Annotated in this window: 24 protein-coding genes; 13 read left to right on the top strand and 11 right to left on the bottom strand. The window is 37.3% G+C overall.

Annotated features, from left to right (window positions below; genetic code table 11):
• The first annotated feature begins 181 nt into the window (after window positions 1-181).
• Window positions 182-973, top strand: a complete 792-nt coding sequence (locus MMP60_RS10210; protein ID WP_241336156.1) for a DUF4198 domain-containing protein — start codon at window positions 182-184, stop codon at window positions 971-973.
• A gap of 51 nt (window positions 974-1,024) precedes the next feature.
• On the opposite strand, the gene MMP60_RS10205 is transcribed toward MMP60_RS10210, so the two are convergent.
• The gene (locus MMP60_RS10205; protein WP_241336155.1) at window positions 1,025-1,588 is read right to left on the bottom strand and encodes a demethoxyubiquinone hydroxylase family protein; all 564 of its coding nucleotides are present in this window, start codon (window positions 1,586-1,588) and stop codon (window positions 1,025-1,027) included.
• Between the two features lie 147 nt (window positions 1,589-1,735).
• Here MMP60_RS10205 and MMP60_RS10200 point away from each other — a divergent pair, with 147 nt between their 5' ends.
• Entirely contained in the window at window positions 1,736-2,656 is a 921-nt protein-coding gene (locus tag MMP60_RS10200) for a LysR family transcriptional regulator (protein ID WP_241336154.1), read from the top strand.
• 123 nt (window positions 2,657-2,779) lie between these two features.
• Here the strand turns inward: MMP60_RS10200 and MMP60_RS10195 are convergent, their stop codons facing one another.
• A complete protein-coding gene (locus MMP60_RS10195; protein ID WP_241336153.1) occupies window positions 2,780-3,235 on the bottom strand; it encodes a DUF441 domain-containing protein in 456 nt (151 codons plus the stop codon).
• A 167-nt stretch (window positions 3,236-3,402) separates the two neighbouring features.
• Window positions 3,403-4,260 (bottom strand): hypothetical protein, encoded by an 858-nt coding sequence (locus MMP60_RS10190; protein ID WP_241336152.1) that lies wholly within the window; start codon window positions 4,258-4,260, stop codon window positions 3,403-3,405.
• Between the two features lie 442 nt (window positions 4,261-4,702).
• Between MMP60_RS10190 and MMP60_RS10185 the strand changes: the two genes are divergently transcribed.
• Window positions 4,703-5,263, top strand: coding sequence for a TetR/AcrR family transcriptional regulator (locus tag MMP60_RS10185; RefSeq protein WP_241336151.1), 561 nt, complete (start codon window positions 4,703-4,705; stop codon window positions 5,261-5,263).
• Between the two features lie 123 nt (window positions 5,264-5,386).
• Here MMP60_RS10185 and MMP60_RS10180 read toward each other — a convergent pair whose 3' ends face one another.
• Window positions 5,387-6,166 carry a ferredoxin--NADP reductase gene (locus tag MMP60_RS10180; protein ID WP_241336150.1) on the bottom strand — a complete coding sequence of 260 codons (780 nt, stop codon included), beginning with the start codon at window positions 6,164-6,166 and terminating at the stop codon, window positions 5,387-5,389.
• Between the two features lie 100 nt (window positions 6,167-6,266).
• Here MMP60_RS10180 and tsaA point away from each other — a divergent pair, with 100 nt between their 5' ends.
• The 5 genes from tsaA (at window position 6,267) to MMP60_RS10155 (ending at window position 11,358) form a co-directional block, all read left to right on the top strand.
• Window positions 6,267-7,001, top strand: a complete 735-nt coding sequence (gene tsaA / locus MMP60_RS10175) for a tRNA (N6-threonylcarbamoyladenosine(37)-N6)-methyltransferase TrmO (protein WP_241336149.1) — start codon at window positions 6,267-6,269, stop codon at window positions 6,999-7,001.
• 44 nt (window positions 7,002-7,045) lie between these two features.
• Entirely contained in the window at window positions 7,046-8,824 is a 1,779-nt protein-coding gene (locus MMP60_RS10170) for a GspE/PulE family protein (RefSeq protein ID WP_241336148.1), read from the top strand.
• A 75-nt stretch (window positions 8,825-8,899) separates the two neighbouring features.
• Window positions 8,900-9,262, top strand: coding sequence for a NirD/YgiW/YdeI family stress tolerance protein (locus tag MMP60_RS10165; protein WP_241336147.1), 363 nt, complete (start codon window positions 8,900-8,902; stop codon window positions 9,260-9,262).
• 97 nt (window positions 9,263-9,359) lie between these two features.
• The gene (locus MMP60_RS10160) at window positions 9,360-10,019 is read left to right on the top strand and encodes a response regulator transcription factor (RefSeq protein WP_241336146.1); all 660 of its coding nucleotides are present in this window, start codon (window positions 9,360-9,362) and stop codon (window positions 10,017-10,019) included.
• A gap of 4 nt (window positions 10,020-10,023) precedes the next feature.
• A complete protein-coding gene (locus tag MMP60_RS10155; protein WP_241336145.1) occupies window positions 10,024-11,358 on the top strand; it encodes an ATP-binding protein in 1,335 nt (444 codons plus the stop codon).
• Between the two features lie 76 nt (window positions 11,359-11,434).
• Here MMP60_RS10155 and MMP60_RS10150 read toward each other — a convergent pair whose 3' ends face one another.
• Window positions 11,435-11,605, bottom strand: coding sequence for a hemin uptake protein HemP (locus MMP60_RS10150; RefSeq protein ID WP_004661888.1), 171 nt, complete (start codon window positions 11,603-11,605; stop codon window positions 11,435-11,437).
• A gap of 177 nt (window positions 11,606-11,782) precedes the next feature.
• On the opposite strand from MMP60_RS10150, the gene MMP60_RS10145 reads away from it, so the two are divergent.
• Complete coding sequence (locus MMP60_RS10145) at window positions 11,783-12,694, top strand: thiamine phosphate synthase (RefSeq protein ID WP_241336144.1); 912 nt, start codon at window positions 11,783-11,785, stop codon at window positions 12,692-12,694.
• A gap of 7 nt (window positions 12,695-12,701) precedes the next feature.
• Here the strand turns inward: MMP60_RS10145 and MMP60_RS10140 are convergent, their stop codons facing one another.
• Window positions 12,702-13,274 (bottom strand): tetratricopeptide repeat protein, encoded by a 573-nt coding sequence (locus tag MMP60_RS10140; protein ID WP_241336143.1) that lies wholly within the window; start codon window positions 13,272-13,274, stop codon window positions 12,702-12,704.
• A 19-nt stretch (window positions 13,275-13,293) separates the two neighbouring features.
• Window positions 13,294-15,702 carry a penicillin-binding protein 1B gene (mrcB, locus tag MMP60_RS10135; RefSeq protein WP_241336142.1) on the bottom strand — a complete coding sequence of 803 codons (2,409 nt, stop codon included), beginning with the start codon at window positions 15,700-15,702 and terminating at the stop codon, window positions 13,294-13,296.
• Between the two features lie 232 nt (window positions 15,703-15,934).
• Here mrcB and MMP60_RS10130 point away from each other — a divergent pair, with 232 nt between their 5' ends.
• Both MMP60_RS10130 and MMP60_RS10125 read left to right on the top strand, forming a co-directional pair.
• Complete coding sequence (locus tag MMP60_RS10130; protein WP_241336141.1) at window positions 15,935-16,843, top strand: NAD(+) kinase; 909 nt, start codon at window positions 15,935-15,937, stop codon at window positions 16,841-16,843.
• Window positions 16,840-17,112 (top strand): DUF1315 family protein, encoded by a 273-nt coding sequence (locus tag MMP60_RS10125; protein ID WP_005159772.1) that lies wholly within the window; start codon window positions 16,840-16,842, stop codon window positions 17,110-17,112. The genes MMP60_RS10130 and MMP60_RS10125 overlap by 4 nt, the downstream gene beginning before the upstream one ends.
• Before the next feature lie 530 nt (window positions 17,113-17,642).
• On the opposite strand, the gene MMP60_RS10120 is transcribed toward MMP60_RS10125, so the two are convergent.
• From MMP60_RS10120 to MMP60_RS10110, 3 genes are all read right to left on the bottom strand, one after another.
• Window positions 17,643-18,203: a hypothetical protein gene (locus MMP60_RS10120; RefSeq protein ID WP_241336140.1), complete on the bottom strand. Its 561-nt coding sequence runs from the start codon at window positions 18,201-18,203 to the stop codon at window positions 17,643-17,645.
• A 391-nt stretch (window positions 18,204-18,594) separates the two neighbouring features.
• Complete coding sequence (locus MMP60_RS10115; protein WP_241336139.1) at window positions 18,595-18,912, bottom strand: hypothetical protein; 318 nt, start codon at window positions 18,910-18,912, stop codon at window positions 18,595-18,597.
• A gap of 134 nt (window positions 18,913-19,046) precedes the next feature.
• Window positions 19,047-20,042, bottom strand: a complete 996-nt coding sequence (locus MMP60_RS10110) for a glycosyl transferase family protein (protein ID WP_241336138.1) — start codon at window positions 20,040-20,042, stop codon at window positions 19,047-19,049.
• Between the two features lie 249 nt (window positions 20,043-20,291).
• Here MMP60_RS10110 and MMP60_RS10105 point away from each other — a divergent pair, with 249 nt between their 5' ends.
• Window positions 20,292-21,437, top strand: coding sequence for an acyl-CoA dehydrogenase family protein (locus MMP60_RS10105; RefSeq protein WP_241336137.1), 1,146 nt, complete (start codon window positions 20,292-20,294; stop codon window positions 21,435-21,437).
• Window positions 21,438-21,530: 93 nt separating this feature from the next.
• Here MMP60_RS10105 and MMP60_RS10100 read toward each other — a convergent pair whose 3' ends face one another.
• Window positions 21,531-22,478: an alpha/beta hydrolase-fold protein gene (locus MMP60_RS10100; protein WP_241336136.1), complete on the bottom strand. Its 948-nt coding sequence runs from the start codon at window positions 22,476-22,478 to the stop codon at window positions 21,531-21,533.
• 193 nt (window positions 22,479-22,671) lie between these two features.
• Here MMP60_RS10100 and pheA point away from each other — a divergent pair, with 193 nt between their 5' ends.
• Complete coding sequence (gene pheA / locus MMP60_RS10095; RefSeq protein WP_018679798.1) at window positions 22,672-23,781, top strand: prephenate dehydratase; 1,110 nt, start codon at window positions 22,672-22,674, stop codon at window positions 23,779-23,781.
• Window positions 23,782-23,818 lie beyond the last annotated feature (37 nt).

Genomic DNA, 23,818 nt, shown 5'->3' with positions numbered 1-23,818 from the left:
CACCTTATTTGCTAGTATTCCTATTTATTCTAGTGCAGTTTTTGTGACAGGCTTTAAAGAAACATAAAATAGTAATGATAATTATTTTCATTTGTGTATAATTCTAACCATTGATCCCTTAGTCAAATGATTTAATTCGATGAATCGTGTCATCGAATATTCTAAAGAATGGTAAGAAATGATGAAAAACTTATTAATCAGTTCATTGGTATTGGTTTCTACCTATAGTTTCGCCCATGAACCGTATGTTGCACCGATTGCTTATAAGACTGAACAAACACAAGTGGCGATTATCTCAGGTTATGCAGAAGAAGCATTACACAGTGAATATGCATTAAAAGATGCAAAGTTTGAAATCACGAATCCAAATAATATCAGCACGACAATTGAGCCAGATTCCAAATTGAGTTCTGCAACAGTATTTGATTTGAAGCTCCCTGAATCAGGTACTTATAGCGTGAAAACCAGTGCGACTTATCCGTTGAAATACGTTCAAGATCAAAAAGAATGGAAGATGTTTTTCGATATCCCAGCAGATAAAGCATCTGCGAAAGCTGACCGAAAATATATTATTCCTGCTGATTTAAAGGCTAAGAAATTTACACCAGTTGAGATCATTCGCGAATGGACACTATTGACCTATGTGTCAAAAGACAAGAACACACCAGTCCACTCAAGCACAGCACCGATTCAAGTTGAGTTTTTAACTCACCCAAATGAGCTACAAGCTAATCAAGCAGTAAAAATTAAAGTATCTAAAGCCAATCAAGCATTAGCAAATGCAAATATTGTGATTCGTGTGAAAGGTGCGACTGATGAACAGGGTGTTGTCTTAAAAGCAGCGATGGATGGAAGCGCTGATCTAGTATTTCCTAAAGCGGCTGAATATTTAGTAGAAGTCAGTGAAACGATAGATACGCAGCACAAGCCAACAAATCAGTTTTACAGCCTTATTAGTTTGTCAGTAAATTAAGCAATACGAAGGCTGATCGAGACAAGATTAGCCTTCTAGATTTTGAGGGTTTTAATCTGTAAGAGGCAAATTCTTTTTTGATGGCAAAGATATTTTAAGGTGTATGGCGAGAAATTTTGCAAGGTAGGCACATTGTTGGGCAAATTTAGCAATCATTTTTGCTAAGGGAAAGTTAAAGTCTGCATGTTCTAAAGCGATATGTTGATGACTTATTTCATCTTCTTGGATATCTAAAACAGCTTGATAAATCTTAATATTTTTTTCTTTAAAGAAAAAGGCAGCTTCTTCTAGTTCTTTATTGACAATATTTTCAATACTGGCAGTACTTACCCAAATGGCATTTCTGCCAAATAATCCAATAAGTAATCCATAGAGAATGCCACCAACACACCAAAGCAGAGAGGGTAATGCAACTGAATTTTTATATTGAGCAAGAAAATTTCCAAATAAATAAAAATGTTCAGTTTCATGTCTATGCATTTCATCCAAGGTTGTAATCATATCTCGGAAAAATAGTTTAGCAATGATGCGATGTCCATAATAAACCCCTGTTGCACCTTTTTCACAAGCATGAATAATCCTAAGTTGAGTTTCTATTTCTTTATTCTGACTCATATTGTGGCTCACAGCTGCTGATTATTTTTGTTTGTAAAATATACAGCATTACGCAATTCTGATACAAATTGGTTTCAGTATATTGATGCTGAGACAAAATAATTAATTTTGTGATAAGATGAATTAAATTCAACATTGGTTTTTATTGTGTTAGAACTTCGTCATTTAAAAACTTTAATTGCCTTAAGAGAGCATGGTTCATTGGTTGCAGCTGCAACCGATTTATGTCTTACCCCATCTGCAATTTCACATCAATTAAAAGAACTCGATCATTGGTATGGGGTTGAGGTTGTGAATCGTCGTAGCCGTCCTGTTAGCTTTTCGAATGTTGGTGAACGCTTACTTAAGTTAGCAGATGATGTGTTGCCACAGGTGCAAATCGCACAAACCGATATTACCCGTATCGTACATGGACAAACGGGACGAATTATTTTCTCATCGGAATGTCATAGTTGCTTTGATTGGCTCATGCCGTTATTAAATCAATATCGCCAGCAATATCCAGATGTAGATTTGGACTTTGCAGCAGGTTTTGAGGCAAATCCACATGATCTATTGCAGAATGCTGAATTTGATTTATTGATCACGGCTGACCCAATTGCTTTAAAAGGGATTGAATACTTCCCAATCTTTGAATATGAATCACGTTTGGTTTTGTCCAATACACATCCTTTGGCTCGTGCTGAACAAATTTCAATACAAGATTTAGCTGATGAAACGCTAATTACTTATCCTGTCGATAAGCACCGTTTAGACATTATGGCGCATTTGTTTATTCCAGCGAATATTCATCCGAAGCACATTCGGACAACTGATTTGACCCAGATGTTGATTCAATTGGTTGCCAGTGGACGAGGCATTGCTGCTTTACCTGATTGGGTAGTCAATGAGTATGAGCAAAAAGGTTGGGTTGTGAGCCGTCGTTTAGGATGCGTAGCTCCAGAAGGTCTGAGACGTACACTGTATGCAGGTTATAGAGTTGAAGATAAAGACAAAAATTATTTTGAAGGTTTTCTGAAGCAACTTGAGAAATTTTCAAAGAAGCGTGCGATGTATTATGAAGATTGATTAACTTTGTTATCTAGGTCGTAAAGGGAGATACACATTCTCCCTGAACGGCTTATATACTCTTATTTGCATATACAGAATGATTAACCAAGATGCCAATCCATAAGCATTGGCTTGAACCTATTAAGATTTTCCAATCAAAAGCGATAAAATACCAGCAGCAATCAGTGGGCCAACAGGAACACCACGTAAGAGTGCAACACCAGCGACCGTCCCAATTAATAATCCTGCTACAATATCAGGTTGATTACTCATTAGTTTTACACCGCGACCACCTAACCATGCCACGGCTAAGCCAACGGCAATCGCAAGCAATGATTTAATACTGATAAAAGACTTGAGAATACTGTGACCGCTAATTTTACCGCTTGCAATCGGTGCCAATACGCCAATGGTTAAAATAATAATACCAATATTTAGTCCATAGTCCTGAATATAAGGGAAAAACTGATTTAATGGTGTGAGTTTTACCAGTATCAAACTTGCAGCCGCAATTGTGATAGCTGTGTTTTGACTAAAAATACCACAGCTTAATAAAATGAGAAGAACCAATAAGTTGAGATCAAACTGAGAAAACATGAAGTGGGATATGTAGGAAAATAAAGTTGAATTATATCGTAAATAGCTTTGGGAAAGAGATTCTTTAGTTTAGGGCATTCGGGCAATTAAAAATATAAGCAACCTTTTAATCTGTAAATAAAAAAGCCATCTCCAGTTGAAACTTCGAGATGGCTTTTTTTGAGAAATTAAGCCCGTTTTTTATACGTTTCATATTGGTAAGCAATTTGTTCATCCCAAAATTGCTGCCATAGATCACAGTATTCTAAGCAGATTTTGCGAATTGCACTGTAATCTGATTCAACACATGCTTGAGCGAGCACAAACCATAAATCATCTTCATGATCGTCATCTGCAGCTTCTGCAGTTTCATCATGTGATACACCGTGAACATAGTAATAGCCACTATCAACATCAAAACCGACCGCATTGGTTGCTTGACGAAGTGCTGGGCTAAATAAAATGACTTCTTCTTCCGCAACCGCAAGTAAAGCAGAAACGACTTGATAACGATCGAAAGATTCTTCTAAATAATTACGTACTTGCTGAGCAATGATCGAAGGTTGATAGTCATTACGTTCAGATTGGCTCAACTCAAAATCATCAAGTACATCTTCAAAGAGTGGATAATGTGCATACTCTGGATTTCCAGAATAATAGCCGTCTTGATCAAGTCCTGGACGGAAACCAAACTCATCTAATATATTGAGATTAAGTAAAAAGCGAGGATACATCTTAGAACCTGATAGTAGGCGAGGTTCTAGTTGTTTGGTCTGAAACTGTGCCATGAGCAATGCATCCGTAAATACCTGAACAATTGCATGGCGGTATTCTAGATGAATGTGCTTCAAGGTTTCTTTGTCAATCACACCATCATTTAGAAGTTGAATGGCTGGATGGGTCGAAACAGGATGGTTTGAAATTTCTGCTCGCAACTCTTTCAGAAAGTTCAGGTTCTTGTTCCATAATTCTTCAGAAATACTATTCTTCATTCCGTCTATAGCTTTCTGTCTAGGGCTGTTAAAACATTCGAATTTTTTTGGCATAGTCTTCTACTCAATGAATTAATATTATAGCTTTTCCAATTATATAATTTCGAATTTCTTTGGCTGCTTTTGAATAACTATTAGTTCAACCAAATATCTTTTTATTGGATTGCATAAATATAAAATGAATTTTTTGTGAAATCAATTTATTAAACAGGCTAAAAAATCATGATAGAGATTATTAATTAACTTAACTTGAATGAAAAAGTGATATACTTCACGATATATTTTAATTTTTTTAAAATAGAAATTTTTTTTTACAAATAAACTTGTTTCTGAAATGGTTTTTGCTTAATTTATAAGGGAGGGCATATAAGAAAAGATTTTAATTTTTTATAATACGCTTTATATAAATAAGCATGGGTGCCAGAAATTATCCAGCATTTAACTATGTCTAAATAATTAATTAAGTTCTTTGATAAAATTCTAAAAGGATAATAAAATGTCAAAAAAAGAAGATATTATTATAACGGCTCTAAATCTCTTTAACCGCTATAACTATAGTTCAGTCGGAGTGGATCGAATCATTAGCGAGTCTGGTGTTGCCAAGATGACCTTTTATAAGTACTTTCCTTCAAAAGAGAACCTGATAGAGGAGTGTTTGTCTCGTCGTAATCAAAGTATTCAAGCTGCAATTCAACAAGAAATTAGTCTACAGAAAGAAGAGGATTATTTAGGAAAAATTAAAGCAGTATATTTTTGGCACTTAGCTTGGTTTAACTCTGATGATTTTCATGGTTGTATGTTTCAGAAAGCATCACTTGAAGTATTACAGCAATATCCGTCCATTATTCGACCAATCATGGAATATAGAGAATGGTTGATGCAATTACTTGAAGGATTGTTTGAGAAAGCAAAAGTATTTCAACCACATGTACTGACAGCAATGTACATTAATATTTTAGATGGTATGACTGCTTATGCAAAAGTAAACAAAGATCATACACAGATAGAAGAGTGTTGGTATTATATTGAGAGGTTGATTAATTTAGATGCTGCATAATTCTTATTTTTAGATTTTCTAAATAATTTATTTAGAATAAAAATATTTGAAATTAAATAACGATTTTAAACAGATAAAAAGAAACCGAGGGATCACCTCGGTTTCTTTTATAGTTATTTACGTTTATTTTTCAACAAATGCACGTTCAATAACATAATCACCCATTACGCCCATACGAGGGGATTCAACTAAACCATGTTGGTCAAGTAAAGCAGCAACATCTTTTAGGAAAGCAGGGCTACCACAAAGCATTGCGCGGTCAGTTTCACGGTTGAAACGAGGTAAACCTATCTTTTCAAACAGTTCGCCTGATTCGATTGCCGTTGTTACACGACCTTGAGTGTGGAAAGGTTCACGTGTTACGGTTGGATAATAAACAAGCTTGTCTTTAATTCCTAACTCTTCGAAAAACTCATTGCTCGGAAGTTCATTCAGAATCAGGTCTTGATAAGCAAGTTCAGATACATAACGTGTACCGTGAACCATAATGACCTTTTCAAACTTTTCGTAAGTTTCTGGGTCACGAAGTAAAGAAAGGAATGGTGCTAATCCTGTACCAGAAGATAAAAGATATAAGTTTTTACCTGGTAATAAATCATCGTGTACGAGAGTACCCGTAGGTTTTTTAGAAATAAGGATTTCGTCGCCCACTTGTACTTTTTGTAAGATAGAAGTTAGTGGACCATCTTGTACTTTAATCGAGAAGAATTCGAGTTCTTCTTCATAATTCGCACTCGCAATCGAATAAGCACGCATTAAAGGCTTACCATTCACTTCAAGCCCGATCATAACAAACTGACCATTTTTAAAACGTAAGCTTGTATCGCGTGTCGTTTTAAAACTGAAAAGTGTGTCATTCCAGTGGTGAACATGAGTAATGCGTTCAACGTTAAAAGCAGCCATTAAAGGTCTCGATCACAGTTAAAAGAAACAGGTTGCTATTCTAATCTAAAATCATTCCCTATAAACTGAATATATTTAATTGTGTTTATAAGAAAAAGTGATGAATAGCTCTGTAGTCATGCCGATCATCGGTTATATGTATTCTCCTTATCGTGAAAAATTTGGTATCCCAAGGCAGCCAAATTTAGTGCAAATCGAGTCTTATATAGAGATGGTCGAACCTTATAACGATGTTTTAGCATTTGAGGGAATTGAGGATTTTAGTCATTTATGGTTGTTGTGGCAGTTTCATGATAATAAAAATAATACCAACACATTGAATCAAGAGCCTAAATTTCGTTCACAGGTGCGTCCACCACGCTTGGGCGGAAACCAAAAAGTCGGTGTTTTTGCAACAAGAAGCATGTATCGCCCATCTCCAATCGGTTTATCCGTGGTTCGCTTTGTTCGAGTTGAAAAGCATGGGAAATCGGTTCGTTTATATGTCACGGGCAGTGACTTATTAAATGGGACACCAATTTTAGATATTAAACCCTACATCCAATATTCAGATGCAATTGCGGATTCTGTGAGTGGCTATGCTCAAGATGAACCCATACGCAAAATGGTGATCTGGATGGAAACTGCACAATTACAGCAACAACATCTTCTAAAGCTTGGGATTTTGAATAAAAAGATATTAGATGAACTTGAACAAGTGTTATCTTTAGACCCTCGACCTGCTTATCAAAATGATATTGAGCGAGTCTATGGAATGTGTTTTGCGGAATTAAATATTCGGTTTACAGTGGATGAAAACAACGTCACAGTTATTGCTGTAGAGTCGAATCAATAATCTAAGAAATATAAATTCGCAATGAATTGGGGGAACTGACGGTTATGCAAGCTCAGACAAAATTTGCAAACTTTTCTTTTACGGTTGATGTAACTTGGTGCTTAGAACAATTATTAAAAGATGGTCGTATTACAGAAAGAGATAAGTTGTTAATTCAAACAACACATCGTCAAAAAGATCAGTTGAAATGGCATCCGTTGCAGTGGGTCGGTCATTTCAATTTAAAAGATCAATTGAATGTTGCTTCGACCTTAACTGTAAATCGTTTATGCCAGTGGTTGGCTGAGAAAGCTGAAGTCCCATTATTTGTCATCGACCCTTTAAAAGCAGATGTGACGGCATTGACCAGTGTGATGTCGCAGGAATTTGCGGTCAGAAACCGTATATTGGCTGTTGAAGTTAGTGTTGACCGTATTTTGATTGGTACGGATCAGCCATTTATCACAGAGTGGCAAAATAACTTAGAACGTAGTTTAGCACCTAAAAAGATTGAAAGAGTTTTATTAAATCCTGAGCAATTACAACGCTATTTAGTCGAATATTATCAAGTCAGCCGTGCAGTAAGCTCATCGCAAAATGCGAGTGTATATGATCGTGAAAATAAGGGCGTTGAAGCCTTATTACAATTAGGTGATACACAAAACCCTGATGCGAATGATCAGCATATTGTGAAACTGGTGGATTGGGTGTTGCAATTTGCCTTTGAACAAGGGGCAAGTGATATTCATTTAGAGCCTCGTAAAGATAAGGGTAAGGTTCGTTTCCGTATTGATGGTGTGTTACATACCATTTATAACATGCCAGCCAATACACTTATGGCGGTGATTTCCCGTATTAAAATCTTAGGTCGTATGAATGTTGCGGAAAAGCGCAAGCCTCAAGATGGACGTTTAAAAACACGTACACCTAAAGGTCAAGAAACGGAATTACGTCTTTCTACGCTGCCAACCGCCTTTGGTGAAAAGTTGGTCATGCGTATTTTTGATCCTGAAGTATTAGTGCGTAGTTTTCAGCAATTAGGATTTGAAGGGCATTTATTACAAAGTTGGCAGCAACTGACACAGCATAGCCACGGTATTATTTTGGTGACGGGGCCAACAGGTTCAGGTAAAACCACAACGTTATATTCGTCTTTAAAGCAATTGGCAACTGAACAAGTCAATGTTTGTACCATTGAAGATCCGATTGAAATGTTGGAGCCGAGCTTTAACCAGATGCAGGTCAATCCAAATATTGAACTTGGTTTTGCTGATGGTGTACGCGCGCTGATGCGTCAAGACCCTGACATTATTATGGTGGGTGAGATTCGTGATCACGACACCGCAAATATGGCAATTCAGGCTGCTTTAACGGGGCATTTGGTTCTCTCGACTTTACATACCAATGATGCACCTTCGAGTCTTACTCGATTACATGATTTGGGGGTACAGCCATTTTTAACTGCGGCGACGATTTTAGGTGTTTTAGCACAACGGTTGGTGCGTCGACTTTGTCCACTTTGTAAGCAAGAAACAGCAATTAACGAACAAGAATGGGGACATCTTACTTTTGATTATATGATGGATATGCCAACCACGATGTATAAGGCTGTAGGATGCGAAGCATGCCGTCATACGGGCTATAAAGGTCGTGTGGGTATCTATGAATTTATGCCTGTCAGCCTAGAGTTAAAATCTATTATTAGTGCGCATGGCACGTTAAATGATTTAAAGGCTCAAGCAAAGAAAGAAGGTGTTGAGCCATTGCGTATTGCGGGTGCGCGTAAAGTCATTGAAGGTGCGACGACGTTAGAAGAGGTACTCCGTGTAGTGCCGTTAAGTTAAAATGATAGATCTTCAGATTCACCTCATCTTCATTTGTTTTAATGACTATATCGAAATAATGATGAGGGCATGAATATGAATACTTTTTCTAAAGTTGCAGTAATTGCGAGTTTGATTGGTGCAACCACTTTTGCTGTGGCTAATACTGGTGCAGTAAATCAACAAGCCTTAGCACCGTCCATGACGACAGTAAAACAAGCTTTGACTTTAAGAGATGATACGCCCGTTAAACTTAAAGGCTATGTCGTAAAAGCAGTTGGTGATGAAAAATATCAGTTTAGTGATCAAACAGGCATGATCACGGTCGATATTGATGATGATTTATGGCAAGGTAAACCTGTATCAGCGAAAACACCCGTGACGATTATCGGTGAAATTGATATTGACTATAAACCAACCAAACGTGTCGAAGTTGATGTCGATCAAGTACAGTTCTAAGTCGTAATTTTTTACAAAACCACATGAACAACATGTGGTTTTTTACGTGTAGGGTATTTAAAGGTAAATTTGAATGCTCAAATGAGAGGATTATTTTATGCGGATATTATTGGCGGAAGATGATGTTTCTCAGGCAGAAAGTCTTAAAGACTGGCTAGAAATGGATGGTTATAGTGTTGATTGGGTTGAGCGTGGCGATCATGCGATTTTAGCAGTAGAACAGCACCAGTATGATTGTATCTTGTTAGATCGTGGTTTACCCCATGCCTCTGGTGATGAAATCCTTAAAATAGTTCGTCGTCAGAATACCCAAACTCCCGTCATTTTTATTACGGCTAAAGATCATATCTATGACCGAGTTGAAGGTTTGGACTTAGGTGCAAATGATTATTTGGTGAAGCCATTTAACTTAGAAGAATTATCGGCACGAGTTCGTTCACAGTTACGTCAGCATCAAGCACAAGCTGGGCAGTATTTGAGTTTTTCAGATTTACAACTCGATCCACAAGCGAAAACCCTGACCAAAGCAGGGCAGTTGATCAACCTCACTGCCAAAGAGTTTCAGATTTTACATAAACTGATGCAAAAGCCCGATCATGTTTTGACAAGAGAGCAACTTGAAGAGTCGCTGTATGCATGGGGCGAGGAAATTGAAAGCAATGCGATTGAAGTTTTTATCTATCAAATTCGCAAAAAAATTGGTGGACAATACATCAAAACGATTCGTGGTTTAGGTTATCGAATGCATCAGGAATAACAGCATGAAAGTCGTGTCATTACAGACCAAATTGGTAAAGACCTCGTTGCTGAGTTCAATCGTTGCAGGTTGTATTGCATTACTTTTATTCGTGCTGATTTCAATATATCAAACCATGCAAGTACAAGATGAAATCATGGATGAGATTTCTGATATGTTGCTGATCGCTGACTTAAGCAAAACATCTGGGCACCAAATAGATGAATTAAGTGATCAATTTGATATTCGATACCGTTTAAGTAACCAACAACAGATATTAACGCAGTCAGAAAATTTTCAGCTTGATCAATCGTATTACAAGCTCATCTTTAAAACTACTGATTATTATGGCTTGATTTGGCAGGATCATAGATTATGGCGAAGTTATACAACCGATGAGGCAGATTCACAATTGCAAGTCATGCTATTGCAACCATTTGATGAGCGATTTGATGAGTTAATGCATAGTTTTCTGAGCTATTTATTTATCCTATTAATGGTTTGGCTATTACAATGGATCATTGTACATTTCTTGATTAAGCGTCAATTTAAAGTAATTCACCAATTAGCAGCAGAAATATCAGCAAAAAGTGCAGATGATCTGAGCCCCATTCAATCGAGTGAGGTTGAACTGAAAGAGTTACAACCGATGCTAGGGCAGCTCAATCATTTATTACATCGTTTAGATCAATCTTTACAAGCGGAGCAACGCTTTACTGCTGATGCTTCACATGAGCTACGTTCTCCTTTGTCTGCGATTCAAATGCGCTTACAGCTTTTACAGCGTAAATATCCTGAGCATGCAGTAGATTTTACGCAAATGCAGCATGATGTGAGTCGAGGGATTCAGATACTAGAAAACTTACTTTTATTGGCACGTTTAGACCCAGAGCATGCTGAAAATTTACCCAAAACACAGGTTAATTTGCATGTTGTGCTTGATGAAGCTGTACAGGCTTTGCATTTATTTGCAAATCAAAAGTCGATTCAATTCCATCTACAGTCTATGACAGATGAAAATCACACGATTATTGCCAATCAACAGTTAATCTTTACCTGTATCCGCAATATTATGGACAATGCGATTCGATATACGCCAGAACATGGACATGTCTATATCATCCTAAGGCAGCAACAGGACTTGGAGCTTATCATTGAAAATGAAGGGCGTGGGTTAAATGAAGCAGTGTTTGAACGGCTGGGTGAACGTTTTTATCGTGCTTTAGGTACAAAGACACAAGGTTCAGGTTTAGGGTTGTCAATTTGTACAAAAATCATCGAATTGCATCATGGGAAAATCACGTTTTTACAATCTCAGCATGGTGGTCTAAGTGTGAGGATTCGACTGGCATTGACTTAATTTGAGAAAATAAAAAAAGCAGTATGCGCTGACATACTGCTATTCCCACGTTTATTATTATGCGGTTGTTATTATATTACTTCGTTAAAATCAGGCGATTATTACGAGTTAGGCGTAGGCGATATTCTTCGCCAGCATGCATAATGCGGATTTCACGACCTAAAGCAAAAAGGTTGTTGGAATGCAGCATTGGTAACGATTGAGCTGCGTCTGTACTACGAGTAAATAAGTTAAATGGTGCGTTCATTTGTTATGCTCCGTGGTGTGTTTTTTAATGTTTTAAATGATAATCATTATCGAATAGACCTGTCAACGTAAATTTTAAGAATTTACAAAATCATTTATTAATTTTGTTTTTTGTCATGTGAATTAGTTTGCAAATTACTTAGAATTGTTATGAAAAGATGTGGGATTTTAGACTGTTATGGCAAAAGCTATAGTTGATGTTGCAATCGCAATTTTATTACATAAGTCCAAAGTATTGGTGGGGTGGCGACAAGCAAATCAACATCAAGGCAATAAACATGAATTTCCAGGGGGGAAAGTTGAGCAGGGTGAAACACCTGAACAAGCCTGCCGTAGAGAAATTTATGAAGAAGTTGGTATTGGTCTAAAAGATTGGCACATGTTTGACATGATTCAGCATGAATATGATGACATCATTGTCAATTTACATTTATTTCATGCCTATGTGCCTGATGAATTGCTTAATCAAATTCACCAACCTTGGGCTTGGTATCATCGTGATCAACTCGCTAGCTTAAATTTTCCTAAGGCGAATGCTGTGATTTTGCAACGTTTAATCTGGTCTCATTTGATCAAGATTAATGATCAAATTGATGCTTTACCTCAAAGTAATGCCCAATTGTATTGGCGTGTGCAAACAGGTGAAATCGAAAAAATTGAACAGCAGTTGAGCACTTTAAATGATGCTCAGCGACAAAAATTGATACTCAATATTGATCTTTGGCGAGAGCTGAATACAGCATTACAAGCCAAAATTGATACGATTCATCTTAAACAGTCCCAATTGATGGGGTTGAACAAAGGTGAGTTAGTCATCGGGAAACGTTTTATTGCAGCATGCCATGATGCAGTTTCACTACAACATGCACATCATATTGGCTGTGATGCGGTATTTTTAAGCCCTGTCAATGCGACTGAAACGCATCCTAATGCAAAAGTTTTAGGATGGGATGATTTTGCTGAGTTAGCAAAGCATAGTGATATTCCAGTCTTTGCTTTAGGTGGTGTTGCACCTGAAAATTTAGAACAAGCCCAAAAACATCATGCTTATGGGCTTGCAGGAATCCGTCAATTTAGTTCAATTGATTGATTTAGTTTTACAGTGCCTGAATGGCTTTTTTAGCTTCTTGGGCTTTTACTGGATGATTACGAGCTTCGCTTGCACGCATTACAATTAACCAAAGCTGTTTTTTCATCGAGTTGCTTTGTGCATAGCTTAAACCACGGCGTGCTAACGCTTCCGCATTTGCATATTGCTTACGTTGGTCTGCAATTAATGCTAAATACAAGTAAGTTTCTGTGGCTTGTGGAGCAATACGTTGTGCTTGAAGCGCATAACGTTCTGCTTCAGCAAGTTGCTGCTGTTTATAAGCTACTTGGGTTTTTTGCATCAATGTTCGAAAAGCAGGAAGTTGGCTGCCATCATTGAACTTTTGCTGAACTTTCTGTTCAGGTACAACTACTGGTACATTTTGTCGCTTTATTTCCTTTTGCTCATATGGCGTAATTTTTACATTCGACGCTGGTGGTGCAGTTTTCTTTTTCTGCGTGTTCGTCGTAGTTGGTGGCTCACCTAATTTGATGACCACTTTTTTATTTTTTGGCGGAGGAGCAGAAGTACAACCTACGAGCAGCAATACCCCAACTACCATCGTTACTTTCTTAATCATGTCCAATCATCCTTGTAACTTAATTTTCACCGCTATAACTACCGCTGGAAATTACGCGTGTTGGGTTATGATTAGATAAATCTGCATCCATTTGGTTTTCACTTTCTCTAATATAATTGGTGTTACCATCATTGTTGCTGTCGTTTGGCATATCTTCCGCTGATGGGATATTGGTAGGCTCAACCCCATAATGTGATTGACCACATGTTGTCACACGACGAGGTACAGTTTGTCGAAGTAGAGGGATGTACATCGCGCCATCACAACCTTGAGCAGATAGATCACCAGTTGCACTGTCAATCCATTGCCATTCCACATTGTCTGTTTGACGCAGATTAACAGGTTGTTGGCGTAGTTGTTTCATAACATTGGTCCATACAGGTAATGCACCCGAAGAACCTGTTAGCCCAGTCACTTTGTTGTCATCGAGACCTAACCACACAACAGCCACATGATTGCCTGAGTAACCAGCAAACCATGAGTCACGTGTATCGTTGGTTGTGCCTGATTTACCTGCTAAATTCAAAGTTTCAGGCAAGCTGCTATAAGCCGATCGACCTGTACCAGAACGCATAACTTGCTGTAGACCATAATTCAAAATATAGGCAGCAGCAGGGTCAATGGTTTGTTGAACGTTTAAACTGTAACGTTCGAGTAAATGTCCTTGTGCATCAACGACAGTACGAATAGAACGAGGAGGATACTTGAAACCACCTGTTGCAAAGTTACCATATATGCCAAGCACTTCCATTGGGGACATATTCACTGCACCCAAATAAATAGATGGATAAGCAGGAATACTGGAACTGACGCCAAATTGTTTTAATTTATTAGTAAATGCAGATAAACCAAACTCATTGCCTAGACGAACAGCGGAAAGGTTGTATGAGTTTGCCAAGGCTTGTTGCATTGGAACAACACCGTGTTCGCCACCACTATAATTTTTTGGTGTCCAGCTTTTATCACCCTCAACAGGAATATTCACCGCACTATCTTCAATCGGGCTTGCCCAAGTATAACGCCCAGACTCAATTGCATTTAAATAAATGATAGGTTTCAATAATGAACCTACTTGGCGTTTAGCATCTAAAGCACGGTTGAAACCTGTAAAGTCTTGGGTTGAACCCACAGCAGCAACAAGCTCGCCATTTTCAGGGTGGGCAACCAGTACAGCACCTTGTAAATTTTTCAGGCGCGCTGGATTTGCTTTTGCCAAACGTTCAACAGAATCTTTAAAAGCATTTTGAACTTGAGTTTGTGCAATCGGGTCAAGTGTCGTAAAGATTTTTAAACCTTGATTGGTAATATCACTTTCTTGATATTCTGTGCGTAATTGACGGCGTACGACATCAAGGAAATCAGGGAACTTCGCAGGCCCTAAAGTTGGTTTACTGATAATATTTAAAGGACGTGCAATCTCATCTTGGTATTCCGCTTCGCTTAAATAGCCCATCACCATCATATTATTTAATACGACATCGCGGCGTTTTTTTGCAGCTTCAGGGTTACGCCAAGGGTTATATAACGATGGACCTTGCACTAAACCAACTAAAAATGCTTGTTGCGAAATATTCAATTCACTTAAAGGCAAGCCAAAATAAAATTGTGAAGCGAGACCATAGCCATTAATCGAGTAACTGCCATTTTGACCCAAGTTTACTTCATTTAAGTAGGCTTCTAAAATTTCATCTTTGCTGTAATGCAATTCAATTAATAAAGCCATAAGTGCTTCATTGACTTTACGTTTAAGCGTTTTTTCTGGTGAGAGATAGAAGTTTTTAACCAACTGTTGCGTTAATGTTGAACCGCCTTGGCGGCGACCGCCTGTCGCGTTACTGACCAAAGCGCGCGCTGTACCACGAATTGAAATACCGTGGTGGCGGTAAAAGTTACGATCTTCGGTAGAAATAAGTGCTTCAATTAGTGTTTTCGGTACTTTATTCAGTTTAATGAGTACACGGTCTTCATTATGCTGTGGATAGATACCACCAATTAATAAGGGTTCTAAACGTGCAATCCCTGTGCTAGACGGTTTGGTTGAACGTATTTCACCCACTTGACCCTCGACAAAAGCGAGTTCAAGTACTTGTTCAGGCTCATTACTATCGCCGTAGTCAAAACCACGTGTATGTACATACATTTGGTTACCTTGAACGATGTAGCTTCCTGACTTTTCATAGTTTGTTGTATTTTTATAACCCAATAGTTTTAGTTCTTGAATAAAATTATCTTGGGTAATTGGTGCATTTGCATAGATTTCTAATGGACGAGCAAATACCTTGGCAGGAATATCCCAACGCTGACCCTCAAATTTATTACGAATAATATTATCTAAACGGATCAGATAGATACTAAAGGCAATAAAAACCCCAATCACTAAAATTGAAAAAATTAGTGCTAGAAAACCAATACCACGTTCACACTTCATAGATTTGAGTTAAACCGAAACAATGTGGGTAATGATGCGATAGCTTATTAGCAATTTGCAATCATAAAACTGTGAATAAATAGCAACATGCAATAAAAAAATTAAGCATGTGTTGACATTAAACGTGTAAAAAAACAACAAATAGACATTTTTATACTTTTTAATCAATCATCAACGAAAATTTGATTGTTAGTGATATGATATCAGCAATCGCGACGTAGCTGAGTTATTCGTGCAAATTTCACATAAATCCTTTCGAAATATTGGTCTAATCGGACGACCAGATAAATATTCTGTAGTAGAAACGTTATGTTTAATTCATGATCATTTGATCACTTTAGGCCTAAATCCCGTTTTTGATCAGGAAACAGCAAAACTCGTACCTTATAGCTATGGGCAGACTGTGAGCCGCAATTTACTCGGTGAAGTAGTCGATTTAGTGATCGTTGTTGGTGGTGATGGCTCATTACTCCATGCTGCCCGTGCTTTGGTGAGATATAACACGCCAGTGATCGGAATTAACCGTGGTCGACTTGGTTTTTTAACCGACATTAAGCCTGCTGAAGCCATTTTTAAACTGGATCAGGTACTACAAGGTCAATTTCAACTCGATCGACGTTTCTTGCTAGAAATGGAAGTTCGTACCAATAATGAAACCATTTATGATGCAATTGCCTTAAATGATGTGGTGTTACACTCAGGTAAATCGGTTCATATGATCGATTTTGAGCTGAGTATTGATGGGCAATACGTTTATCGTCAGCACAGTGATGGTTTAATTGTATCGACGCCAACAGGCTCGACAGCTTATTCACTATCAGGTGGTGGGCCAATCTTACATCCAAGTATGGATGCGATTGCACTCGTACCAATGCATCCCCATACTTTGTCATCTCGTCCAATTGTTGTAGGTGGACAAAGTGAAGTTAAAATTACCATCCGTGAAAATCGTGTCTTACCGATGGTGAGTGCGGATGGACAACATAGTGTTGCATTAAATGTTGGTGACACGGTGCATATTCGTAAACATCCGTTTAAACTAAGCTTATTACATCCACCTGGTTATGACTTTTATATGGCATGTCGTACCAAATTGGGGTGGAATCAAGATTTTGAATCTTTTCAACAGGATGACTCATGAATATTGAACAAATGCTCGCTATTTTAAATCCTGAAATTGTTGAGCGCCTGAAAACGGCTGTTGAAATTGGGAAATGGCCAAACGGTATTGCATTGACCAAAGAGCAACGTGAAATTTGTATGCAAGCTGTATATGCATGGGAAATGGAAAATTTACCGAAAGAACAGCGTAGTGGTTATATCGACCGTGGTACGAAAGAAGAAGGTGAGGAATGTGATGATGATCATCACAAAAATGAGCCTGAGTTTAAGCCGATTCGTTTTGTTTGATCATTAAATTTTTTCCTGAATAAGGTGGCTTTATATTGTGAAGTCATCTTTTTTATAATTAAATCAATAAAATGAGAAAAATAACAAATGTATGGAGAATATTTAACTTACTTAAATGTTGTTCTTATTTGTCCTGTTCTATTGTTACTGTTATTTAAGCGGAATCAGAGCACAATCTTGGTTTCAGAGTGGATGATGTACATACTCACTTTGATCAATTTCTGTTGTGCCTTTTATGCTCAGTTCAATCCTATCGACGATTTGAAAATTTATAGCTGGGTCTTGTGGTTGATTACAATGAATATAAATTTTTTTATCAGTCGGTTTTTAACAAAAATAGCCTAACAAGACATTTGTATTGCTAGGTGGTTAGTTTTTTATATATTTCGCTTTAATGTTATTTGAATATTTTTTATAGTAACTTGCAATACGCTTATAATATTATGATATGGGGGAGTTAACCCTGAAGAAACTGATAAGTTTGCGTGAATATAGTCAATAGTGCTATTTGTAGTAGTTATTCTTATCCTTTATTTTCTCCTCAGTACTGATTTAAAGAAAATTATTACAGAACCCAAGAGAAAAGCCCAAAAACTTATATATGTTAAAAACATGATTTCTGCATAAACTAAAAAAGCGAGCCTTTCTTTTTGTATTATCTTGGAAATAAAAATATATTTCCTGCTCGAAGAATGCAACTCAAGAAAATAAGGTGAAAGACACATGATTAGTGCCATTATAACAAAGAGTACTTTACTCAATGTCGAAGGTGGTAATTGTTTTTTAGCCTCCTCAATATTGCCTTCTGTAAAACAAAATATAATTGCGAAAATTGGCGATAGTATTAATACGAGTAAATAAATAATAGTGGTAACCGATGGAAAATCTGAATGTAAAGCGTTATATTTAAGATCAGGAATATGATTAAGAAAAACTTGGAGAAAATATTTTACCTCATGATCGTAATCAATTTTTTCAGGAAGAATTAACCCAATAAAAAATAGTAATAGCATAATAATGAATGTAAAAACCAAAAACGTATTTCTTTTAATTAATGGGTAAACAATAGCAACTTGAACGCTCTTACTCACTGTGTACTTCCTCTTGTTGCTGATTCTTAAAAGTTGTATACATCATCACTGCCATTATTATTGCAGTTAGATAAACAACTATATTACTCTAACCCGTGAAAAAATATTGATTGATGAAGCACTAACTATAGCCATTATAATATTTTTCCGCCTAAAATTAACTCTAATAAGCATACAAAATTTTAATGATGGATAAATAAAATTGCTAACTGCATTTAACCAATGCCGTTTATGCCAGTTGAATCATATCGACGATTTTGAAATTTATAGCTGGGTTTTGTGATTGATTACAATGAATATCAATTTTTTATCAGTCGGTTTTTAACAAAAATAGCTTAACAAGACATTTGTATTGCTAGGCGGTTGGTTTTTGATATATTTCGCTGTAATGTTATTTGAATGTTTTTTGTAGTAGTTTGGAGCCTGTGTAAAGTGTATTTGTTTGGATTTCATCCAATAAACGTTGTATAGATAACCAATTCTTGATTTCTAACATTTCAGTTTTAATTGTTTGGATGTCCTTTCTATCAAAGCTTATAATTTCATCTTCATCTGAAAAATTTTTTATTTGTGTAATAGTTTGAGATTTAACCCAATCAGGTGTAACAGACCAAATTTGAGTTCTAGTAAGTTGGCAATTGAGTAACTCAAAACAAATCGAGATAACTTCGCCCTCAAGATAAAGACCAGCCTCATAGTTCTGTAGCAACTCTTTAAGCTAAATTAATCTATTTTCAGAATTGATTGATTTATCTGCTCAAATGATTAAATTTTGATGATTTATAACTGGATATTATTTCGCTGCACTCTTAATAGAATGCAGCGAAAAACAGAAAATATCGATTAGAATCGACTTTCCCAAAGCGCTTTCGCTTTATTCATCGCTTCCTCGTAACTTTCTACAGCACCCATCGTATATAAAGCAATTCCCATCGTTTCAATCACTGCCATTTCTCCATATTCATGCGTTTGCTCACCAAGCCAAACTGCTTTAAATACAGCAAGATCAAGCTCTTCTTCAATCGGGCTACGATCTGGGGTCAATTTTGGTAGTTCGTATTCGTACAATTCACCATTTTTAATACCGCAAATTAATGTCTTAGCATCAGGATTACGTTCAAACTCACCACCTTCACCTTTAATGACAGCACTATTTTGATAGCCCAATCGAAAAGCCGTTTGCTGATGTGAAGTACGATAAGCAGGGTGGAAAATTGCTTGTAAGGTCGCTTTGGCATTAAATGGATTAATCAAACGAGCAAGCGTATGAATTGGAGAACGTAAACCCATCACATTGCGGAGTGAAATCAAATCACTTAGAACAGGGGAAATGGCTTCAAGTGGAAGAAATGCAAAATTATGTTGATCAAGTTGTTCACGAACCTCTTGCTCATTTTTACAAATAGAATAGCCTAAGTATTGAAGCACTTGTTCGGTATAAACACGATTAATCGTATGCCCCGATGCACCATGCATCGCAACCTTATAACCGTGATGAGCTAAGGTGAGTGCTGCCAACAAAAACCACGGATAATGTTTACGTTTTCCTGCATATGACGACCAATCTAAGTCAACATCTAGTGCTTCAAAATTGAGATGATCACGAGTTGCTTGTACAAATCCTGCAAGTTCATCTACAGATTCTTCTTTTACACGTAACAACATTAAAAAAGCACCAAGCTGAACATCAAGTACTTCATTTTTCAGAATCATACTAAACGCTTGGTAGGCTTCTTCGTAGCTTAGCGAGCGAGAGCCTGTTTTGCCTTTACCTAAAATACGAACATATTGAGCAAAGGGATGTTCTGCTGTTTGATAGATATTTCGTTTTGTATTCATTGTCGTGTAAAAATCATCGCGAAGAATAGAATTAATATGACATAAAAGCAGCGTGTTGAGCGTAAAAAAATGAGGAAGGCTGTGTAATGATTAAGCAATTGTTTTGTCAGATGAATCGCTATAAATAAAATTATTGACCGAATCAGTCTAGTAATTTGATGCAAACGGAACATGACATCTTGTCTAAAAATCATTAGCATGGCTGCGATACAAATTTTTAAGAAAAATGAAAGCGAAAGGAAATTAAAGATGTTAGCTTACGATGCAGATTTGGAACTCTTCCGTGATAACTTTAAACGTTTTATGAGCGAACACATTGCGCCTCATTATGAACAGTGGGAACGTGAAGGGCTTATGCCGCGTTCTGTTTGGACATTATTGGGTGAAAATGGCTTCCTGTGTGTAGATGTACCAGAGGAATACGGCGGTTATGGTGTTCCAACACATTACTCATTAATGTTGGTTGAAGAATCTGCTCGTGCTGGTTATTGCGCATTATCGACAGGTATTTCATGTCATTCAGAAATTGCTGCACCTTATATCCAACATATTGGAACTGAAGAACAAAAACAATACTGGTTACCGAAGATGGTTTCTGGTGAAGCCGTTGGTGCAATTGGGATGACTGAGCCAGGCGCAGGTTCTGACCTACAAGCAATGCGTACTAGTGCAATTTTGCAAGATGATCATTATTTATTGAATGGTTCTAAGACCTTTATCTCAAATGGTCAACATGCGGATGTTGTCGTTCTAGCGGTTAAAACTGATCCTCAAGCACGTGCAAAAGGTGTGTCTTTATTACTCGTTGACACGCATTTAGACGGCTTTAAAAAAGGTACAAACTTAGATAAAATTGGTTTGCACTCACAAGATACCTCAGAATTATTCTTTGATAATGTTAAAGTACCTAAAGACCAATTACTTGGTAATGCTGGTTCAGGTTTTGCATATTTAATGCAAGAATTACCGCGTGAGCGTACTGCGATTGCATCTACGGCTTTAGGTGCGATTCGTGGTGCAATTGATATTGCAACGCAATATGTCAAAGAGCGTCAAGCATTTGGTCAAGCGATTGCGCAATTCCAAAATACCCGTTTCGTATTGGCTCAAGCGAAGATTGATGAACTCGCAACAGCAGCTTTCTATAACCAAAACGTGGCTTTATATAATGAAGGCAAGTTAGATGTTGAAACTGCGGCGGCATTGAAGAGTTTCAGTACGGACATGCAAATGAAAGTAGCAGATAATTTGCTTCAATTATTCGGTGGTTATGGTTATATGACTGAATATCCAATTTCACGTTTCTTCGTTGATGCTCGTATCCAACGTATCTATGGTGGAACGAATGAAATTATGAAAGAAATCGTTGCACGTGGATTGATTGGTAAAGCTTAAGCTATACCCAATACTTATGTGAAAAACAAAAAAGCTGAATCAAATTGTTTGATTCAGCTTTTTTGTTTATAAGTGTTTGTGAAAAATAGATTTTTAAAATGTTGGTATTGTTGGCTCGTCAAATAAGTTTGAACAATTCGGCGTTTGGCATCCAGCTAACATCACTGCTTTTGGTAAGCTGGCATATAGGTTGGTGATATGCTGTTCTGCGGGGTGTTTATAATTCCAAAATAAAAATTGCGCTGAACGGTGCTTGTTAAACTTTTGATAAAAATCATTTTGTTTCTGTACCGACTCATCATTTGGAGTAGTATTTTTACGTTGTTCATGTGTTCCAACCGTTGTCATGAGCATGATATTTTGTGTTTCATCATTTTTGTTCTTTAACCAATCTGTTTGTTTATTTAACAAAGTGTAGTTATCAAACCAAAGTGAAGGGCTAGCAGCAATATAACGCTGAAAATTTTCAGGTTGGGTAAACAGACTATGCAAAACAAAAAGTCCACCAAATGAGTGTCCAAACAAACTTTGTTGTTGTGGATTGACTTTAAATCGTGAATTGATGATTGGTTTAAGTTCTTTTTCAATGAACTGAATGAATTGATCAGCACCACCATATTGATATTTCGCTTGTTTTTGAAATTCATTAGAAGCTTTTGATGTGTAATCTAGAGCACGCTTTTGTACATCAAAAGTGCTTTGCTCAGGATAGCCAATCGCAATAATTGCAACAGGGCTTAAGCCCAGTCGGTTTGCACCAGTTCCGACAGATTTCGCAATATTAGCGGCACTTTCAAAAGTAGCATTGCCATCAAGCAGGTAAAGTACGGGAAAACCCTGTGTCGGTACTTCGCCAGTAGGGAGTGAGATCTGAATTAAATATTCATGATTTGTATATTTTGACTTCAAGCTAAAACTTTGTTGTATTTGGGTATTTCCCTTTGGGATAACATCATTTGTATTTGTTGATGTCGGCTGAGCTGCCGTTAAGTGTGTCGCAATAAGTAAAGAAAAAGTCAAAATACTGAGCTGTTTAAACATAACTTAGTCACAAGTGCTGAAAATTTTGCTTTGTAATATATAATGAAAATCATTATCAATAAAGTTGGGTCGTGAAAAGAGTTAAAACTCAGCGTGTTTAATAGCTTAAAGTGTTGTTATACTAGCTCGGATAATCAATTCACAGATGAATTGTAATCCATTCTTATAGATGATTTTGCTGAGGCTGCATTCAATGGTAAACGATGGACAAAACACATCGAATTCACTTAATTTAGAACAGATTCGTAACGATATTGATAGTGTTGATCAACAAATCCAAGAGTTACTCAATCGTCGTGCTACGTTGGCAGAAGCCGTAGCTAAAGCGAAATTTGCATCCGAAGAGAATCCGTTGTTTTATCGCCCTGAACGTGAAGCTCAAGTATTGCGTAAAGTCATGGAGCGGAATCAAGGTCCTTTATCTGATGCAACGATGGCACGTTTATTCCGTGAAATCATGTCAGCATGTTTGGCACTTGAAGCGCCGCAAAGCATTGCGTTCTTAGGACCAGAAGGGACATATACGCATTCAGCAGTTCTAAAGCATTTTGGTAAAGATGCGGTTGTGCGTCCATTACCAACGATTGATGAAGTATTCCGTGAAGTTGAAGCAGGGAGCGCACATTATGGTGTTGTTCCAGTCGAGAATTCATCAGAAGGGATTGTCAATCACACCTTGGATTGCTTTAAATCATCAACAGTCAATGTGATTGGTGAAGTTGAGCTGCGTATCCATCACCAATTCTTGGTTTCTGAAAATACTCGTAAAGACAGTATTAAGCAGATTTATGCACATCAACAAACTTTGGCACAATGTCGTAAATGGTTAGATGCACATTATCCAGGGGTGGAGCGTGTTGCACTGAATTCAAATGCAGAAGCTGCTCGCCGTATTCGTAATGAATGGCATTCTGCTGCGATTGCCTCTGATATTGCTGCAAGCATGTATAACCTTGAAGTTTTACATAGCAATATTGAAGATAACCCTGAAAATACTACACGTTTCCTTGTGATTGGTCGCGAGAAAATCCCTCAAAGTGGCAATGATAAGACGTCATTATTAATTTCAGCACATGATCGTGCAGGGGCTTTGTTAGAAATTCTTGCGCCGTTTGCAAAACATAAAATCAGTTTGACCAGTATTGAAACCCGTCCTGCATTACCTGAGAAATGGGCATATGTATTCTTTATTGATTTAGAAGGGCATATTGGTCAAGAAAATGTTGCTGCCGCTTTGGATGAAATCCGTCCAATAGTCAAAGAGCTACGTGTATTGGGTTCTTACCCAATCGCTGTTTTATAGGTCTATTTATTGTATTTTAAATCCCTCCTGAGCAGCG

Source organism: Acinetobacter sp. ANC 4805, from assembly GCF_022549495.1.
Classification (GTDB): domain Bacteria; phylum Pseudomonadota; class Gammaproteobacteria; order Pseudomonadales; family Moraxellaceae; genus Acinetobacter.
Note: the sequence above shows the minus strand (reverse complement) of the source record. Positions and strands in the feature narration are given on the sequence as shown.

Excerpts from the sequence above, each read along its gene's own strand:
- MMP60_RS10210 (WP_241336156.1), top strand. The coding sequence starts at position 182 with ATGAAAAACTTATTAATCAGTTCATTGGTATTGGTTTCTACCTATAGT.
- MMP60_RS10205 (WP_241336155.1), bottom strand. The coding sequence starts at position 1,588 with ATGAGTCAGAATAAAGAAATAGAAACTCAACTTAGGATTATTCATGCT.
- MMP60_RS10195 (WP_241336153.1), bottom strand. The coding sequence starts at position 3,235 with ATGTTTTCTCAGTTTGATCTCAACTTATTGGTTCTTCTCATTTTATTA.
- MMP60_RS10190 (WP_241336152.1), bottom strand. The coding sequence starts at position 4,260 with ATGCCAAAAAAATTCGAATGTTTTAACAGCCCTAGACAGAAAGCTATA.
- MMP60_RS10185 (WP_241336151.1), top strand. The coding sequence starts at position 4,703 with ATGTCAAAAAAAGAAGATATTATTATAACGGCTCTAAATCTCTTTAAC.
- MMP60_RS10180 (WP_241336150.1), bottom strand. The coding sequence starts at position 6,166 with ATGGCTGCTTTTAACGTTGAACGCATTACTCATGTTCACCACTGGAAT.
- tsaA (WP_241336149.1), top strand. The coding sequence starts at position 6,267 with ATGAATAGCTCTGTAGTCATGCCGATCATCGGTTATATGTATTCTCCT.
- MMP60_RS10170 (WP_241336148.1), top strand. The coding sequence starts at position 7,046 with ATGCAAGCTCAGACAAAATTTGCAAACTTTTCTTTTACGGTTGATGTA.
- MMP60_RS10165 (WP_241336147.1), top strand. The coding sequence starts at position 8,900 with ATGAATACTTTTTCTAAAGTTGCAGTAATTGCGAGTTTGATTGGTGCA.
- MMP60_RS10160 (WP_241336146.1), top strand. The coding sequence starts at position 9,360 with ATGCGGATATTATTGGCGGAAGATGATGTTTCTCAGGCAGAAAGTCTT.
- MMP60_RS10155 (WP_241336145.1), top strand. The coding sequence starts at position 10,024 with ATGAAAGTCGTGTCATTACAGACCAAATTGGTAAAGACCTCGTTGCTG.
- MMP60_RS10150 (WP_004661888.1), bottom strand. The coding sequence starts at position 11,605 with ATGAACGCACCATTTAACTTATTTACTCGTAGTACAGACGCAGCTCAA.
- MMP60_RS10145 (WP_241336144.1), top strand. The coding sequence starts at position 11,783 with ATGGCAAAAGCTATAGTTGATGTTGCAATCGCAATTTTATTACATAAG.
- MMP60_RS10140 (WP_241336143.1), bottom strand. The coding sequence starts at position 13,274 with ATGATTAAGAAAGTAACGATGGTAGTTGGGGTATTGCTGCTCGTAGGT.
- mrcB (WP_241336142.1), bottom strand. The coding sequence starts at position 15,702 with ATGAAGTGTGAACGTGGTATTGGTTTTCTAGCACTAATTTTTTCAATT.
- MMP60_RS10125 (WP_005159772.1), top strand. The coding sequence starts at position 16,840 with ATGAATATTGAACAAATGCTCGCTATTTTAAATCCTGAAATTGTTGAG.
- MMP60_RS10110 (WP_241336138.1), bottom strand. The coding sequence starts at position 20,042 with ATGAATACAAAACGAAATATCTATCAAACAGCAGAACATCCCTTTGCT.
- MMP60_RS10105 (WP_241336137.1), top strand. The coding sequence starts at position 20,292 with ATGTTAGCTTACGATGCAGATTTGGAACTCTTCCGTGATAACTTTAAA.
- MMP60_RS10100 (WP_241336136.1), bottom strand. The coding sequence starts at position 22,478 with ATGTTTAAACAGCTCAGTATTTTGACTTTTTCTTTACTTATTGCGACA.
- pheA (WP_018679798.1), top strand. The coding sequence starts at position 22,672 with ATGGTAAACGATGGACAAAACACATCGAATTCACTTAATTTAGAACAG.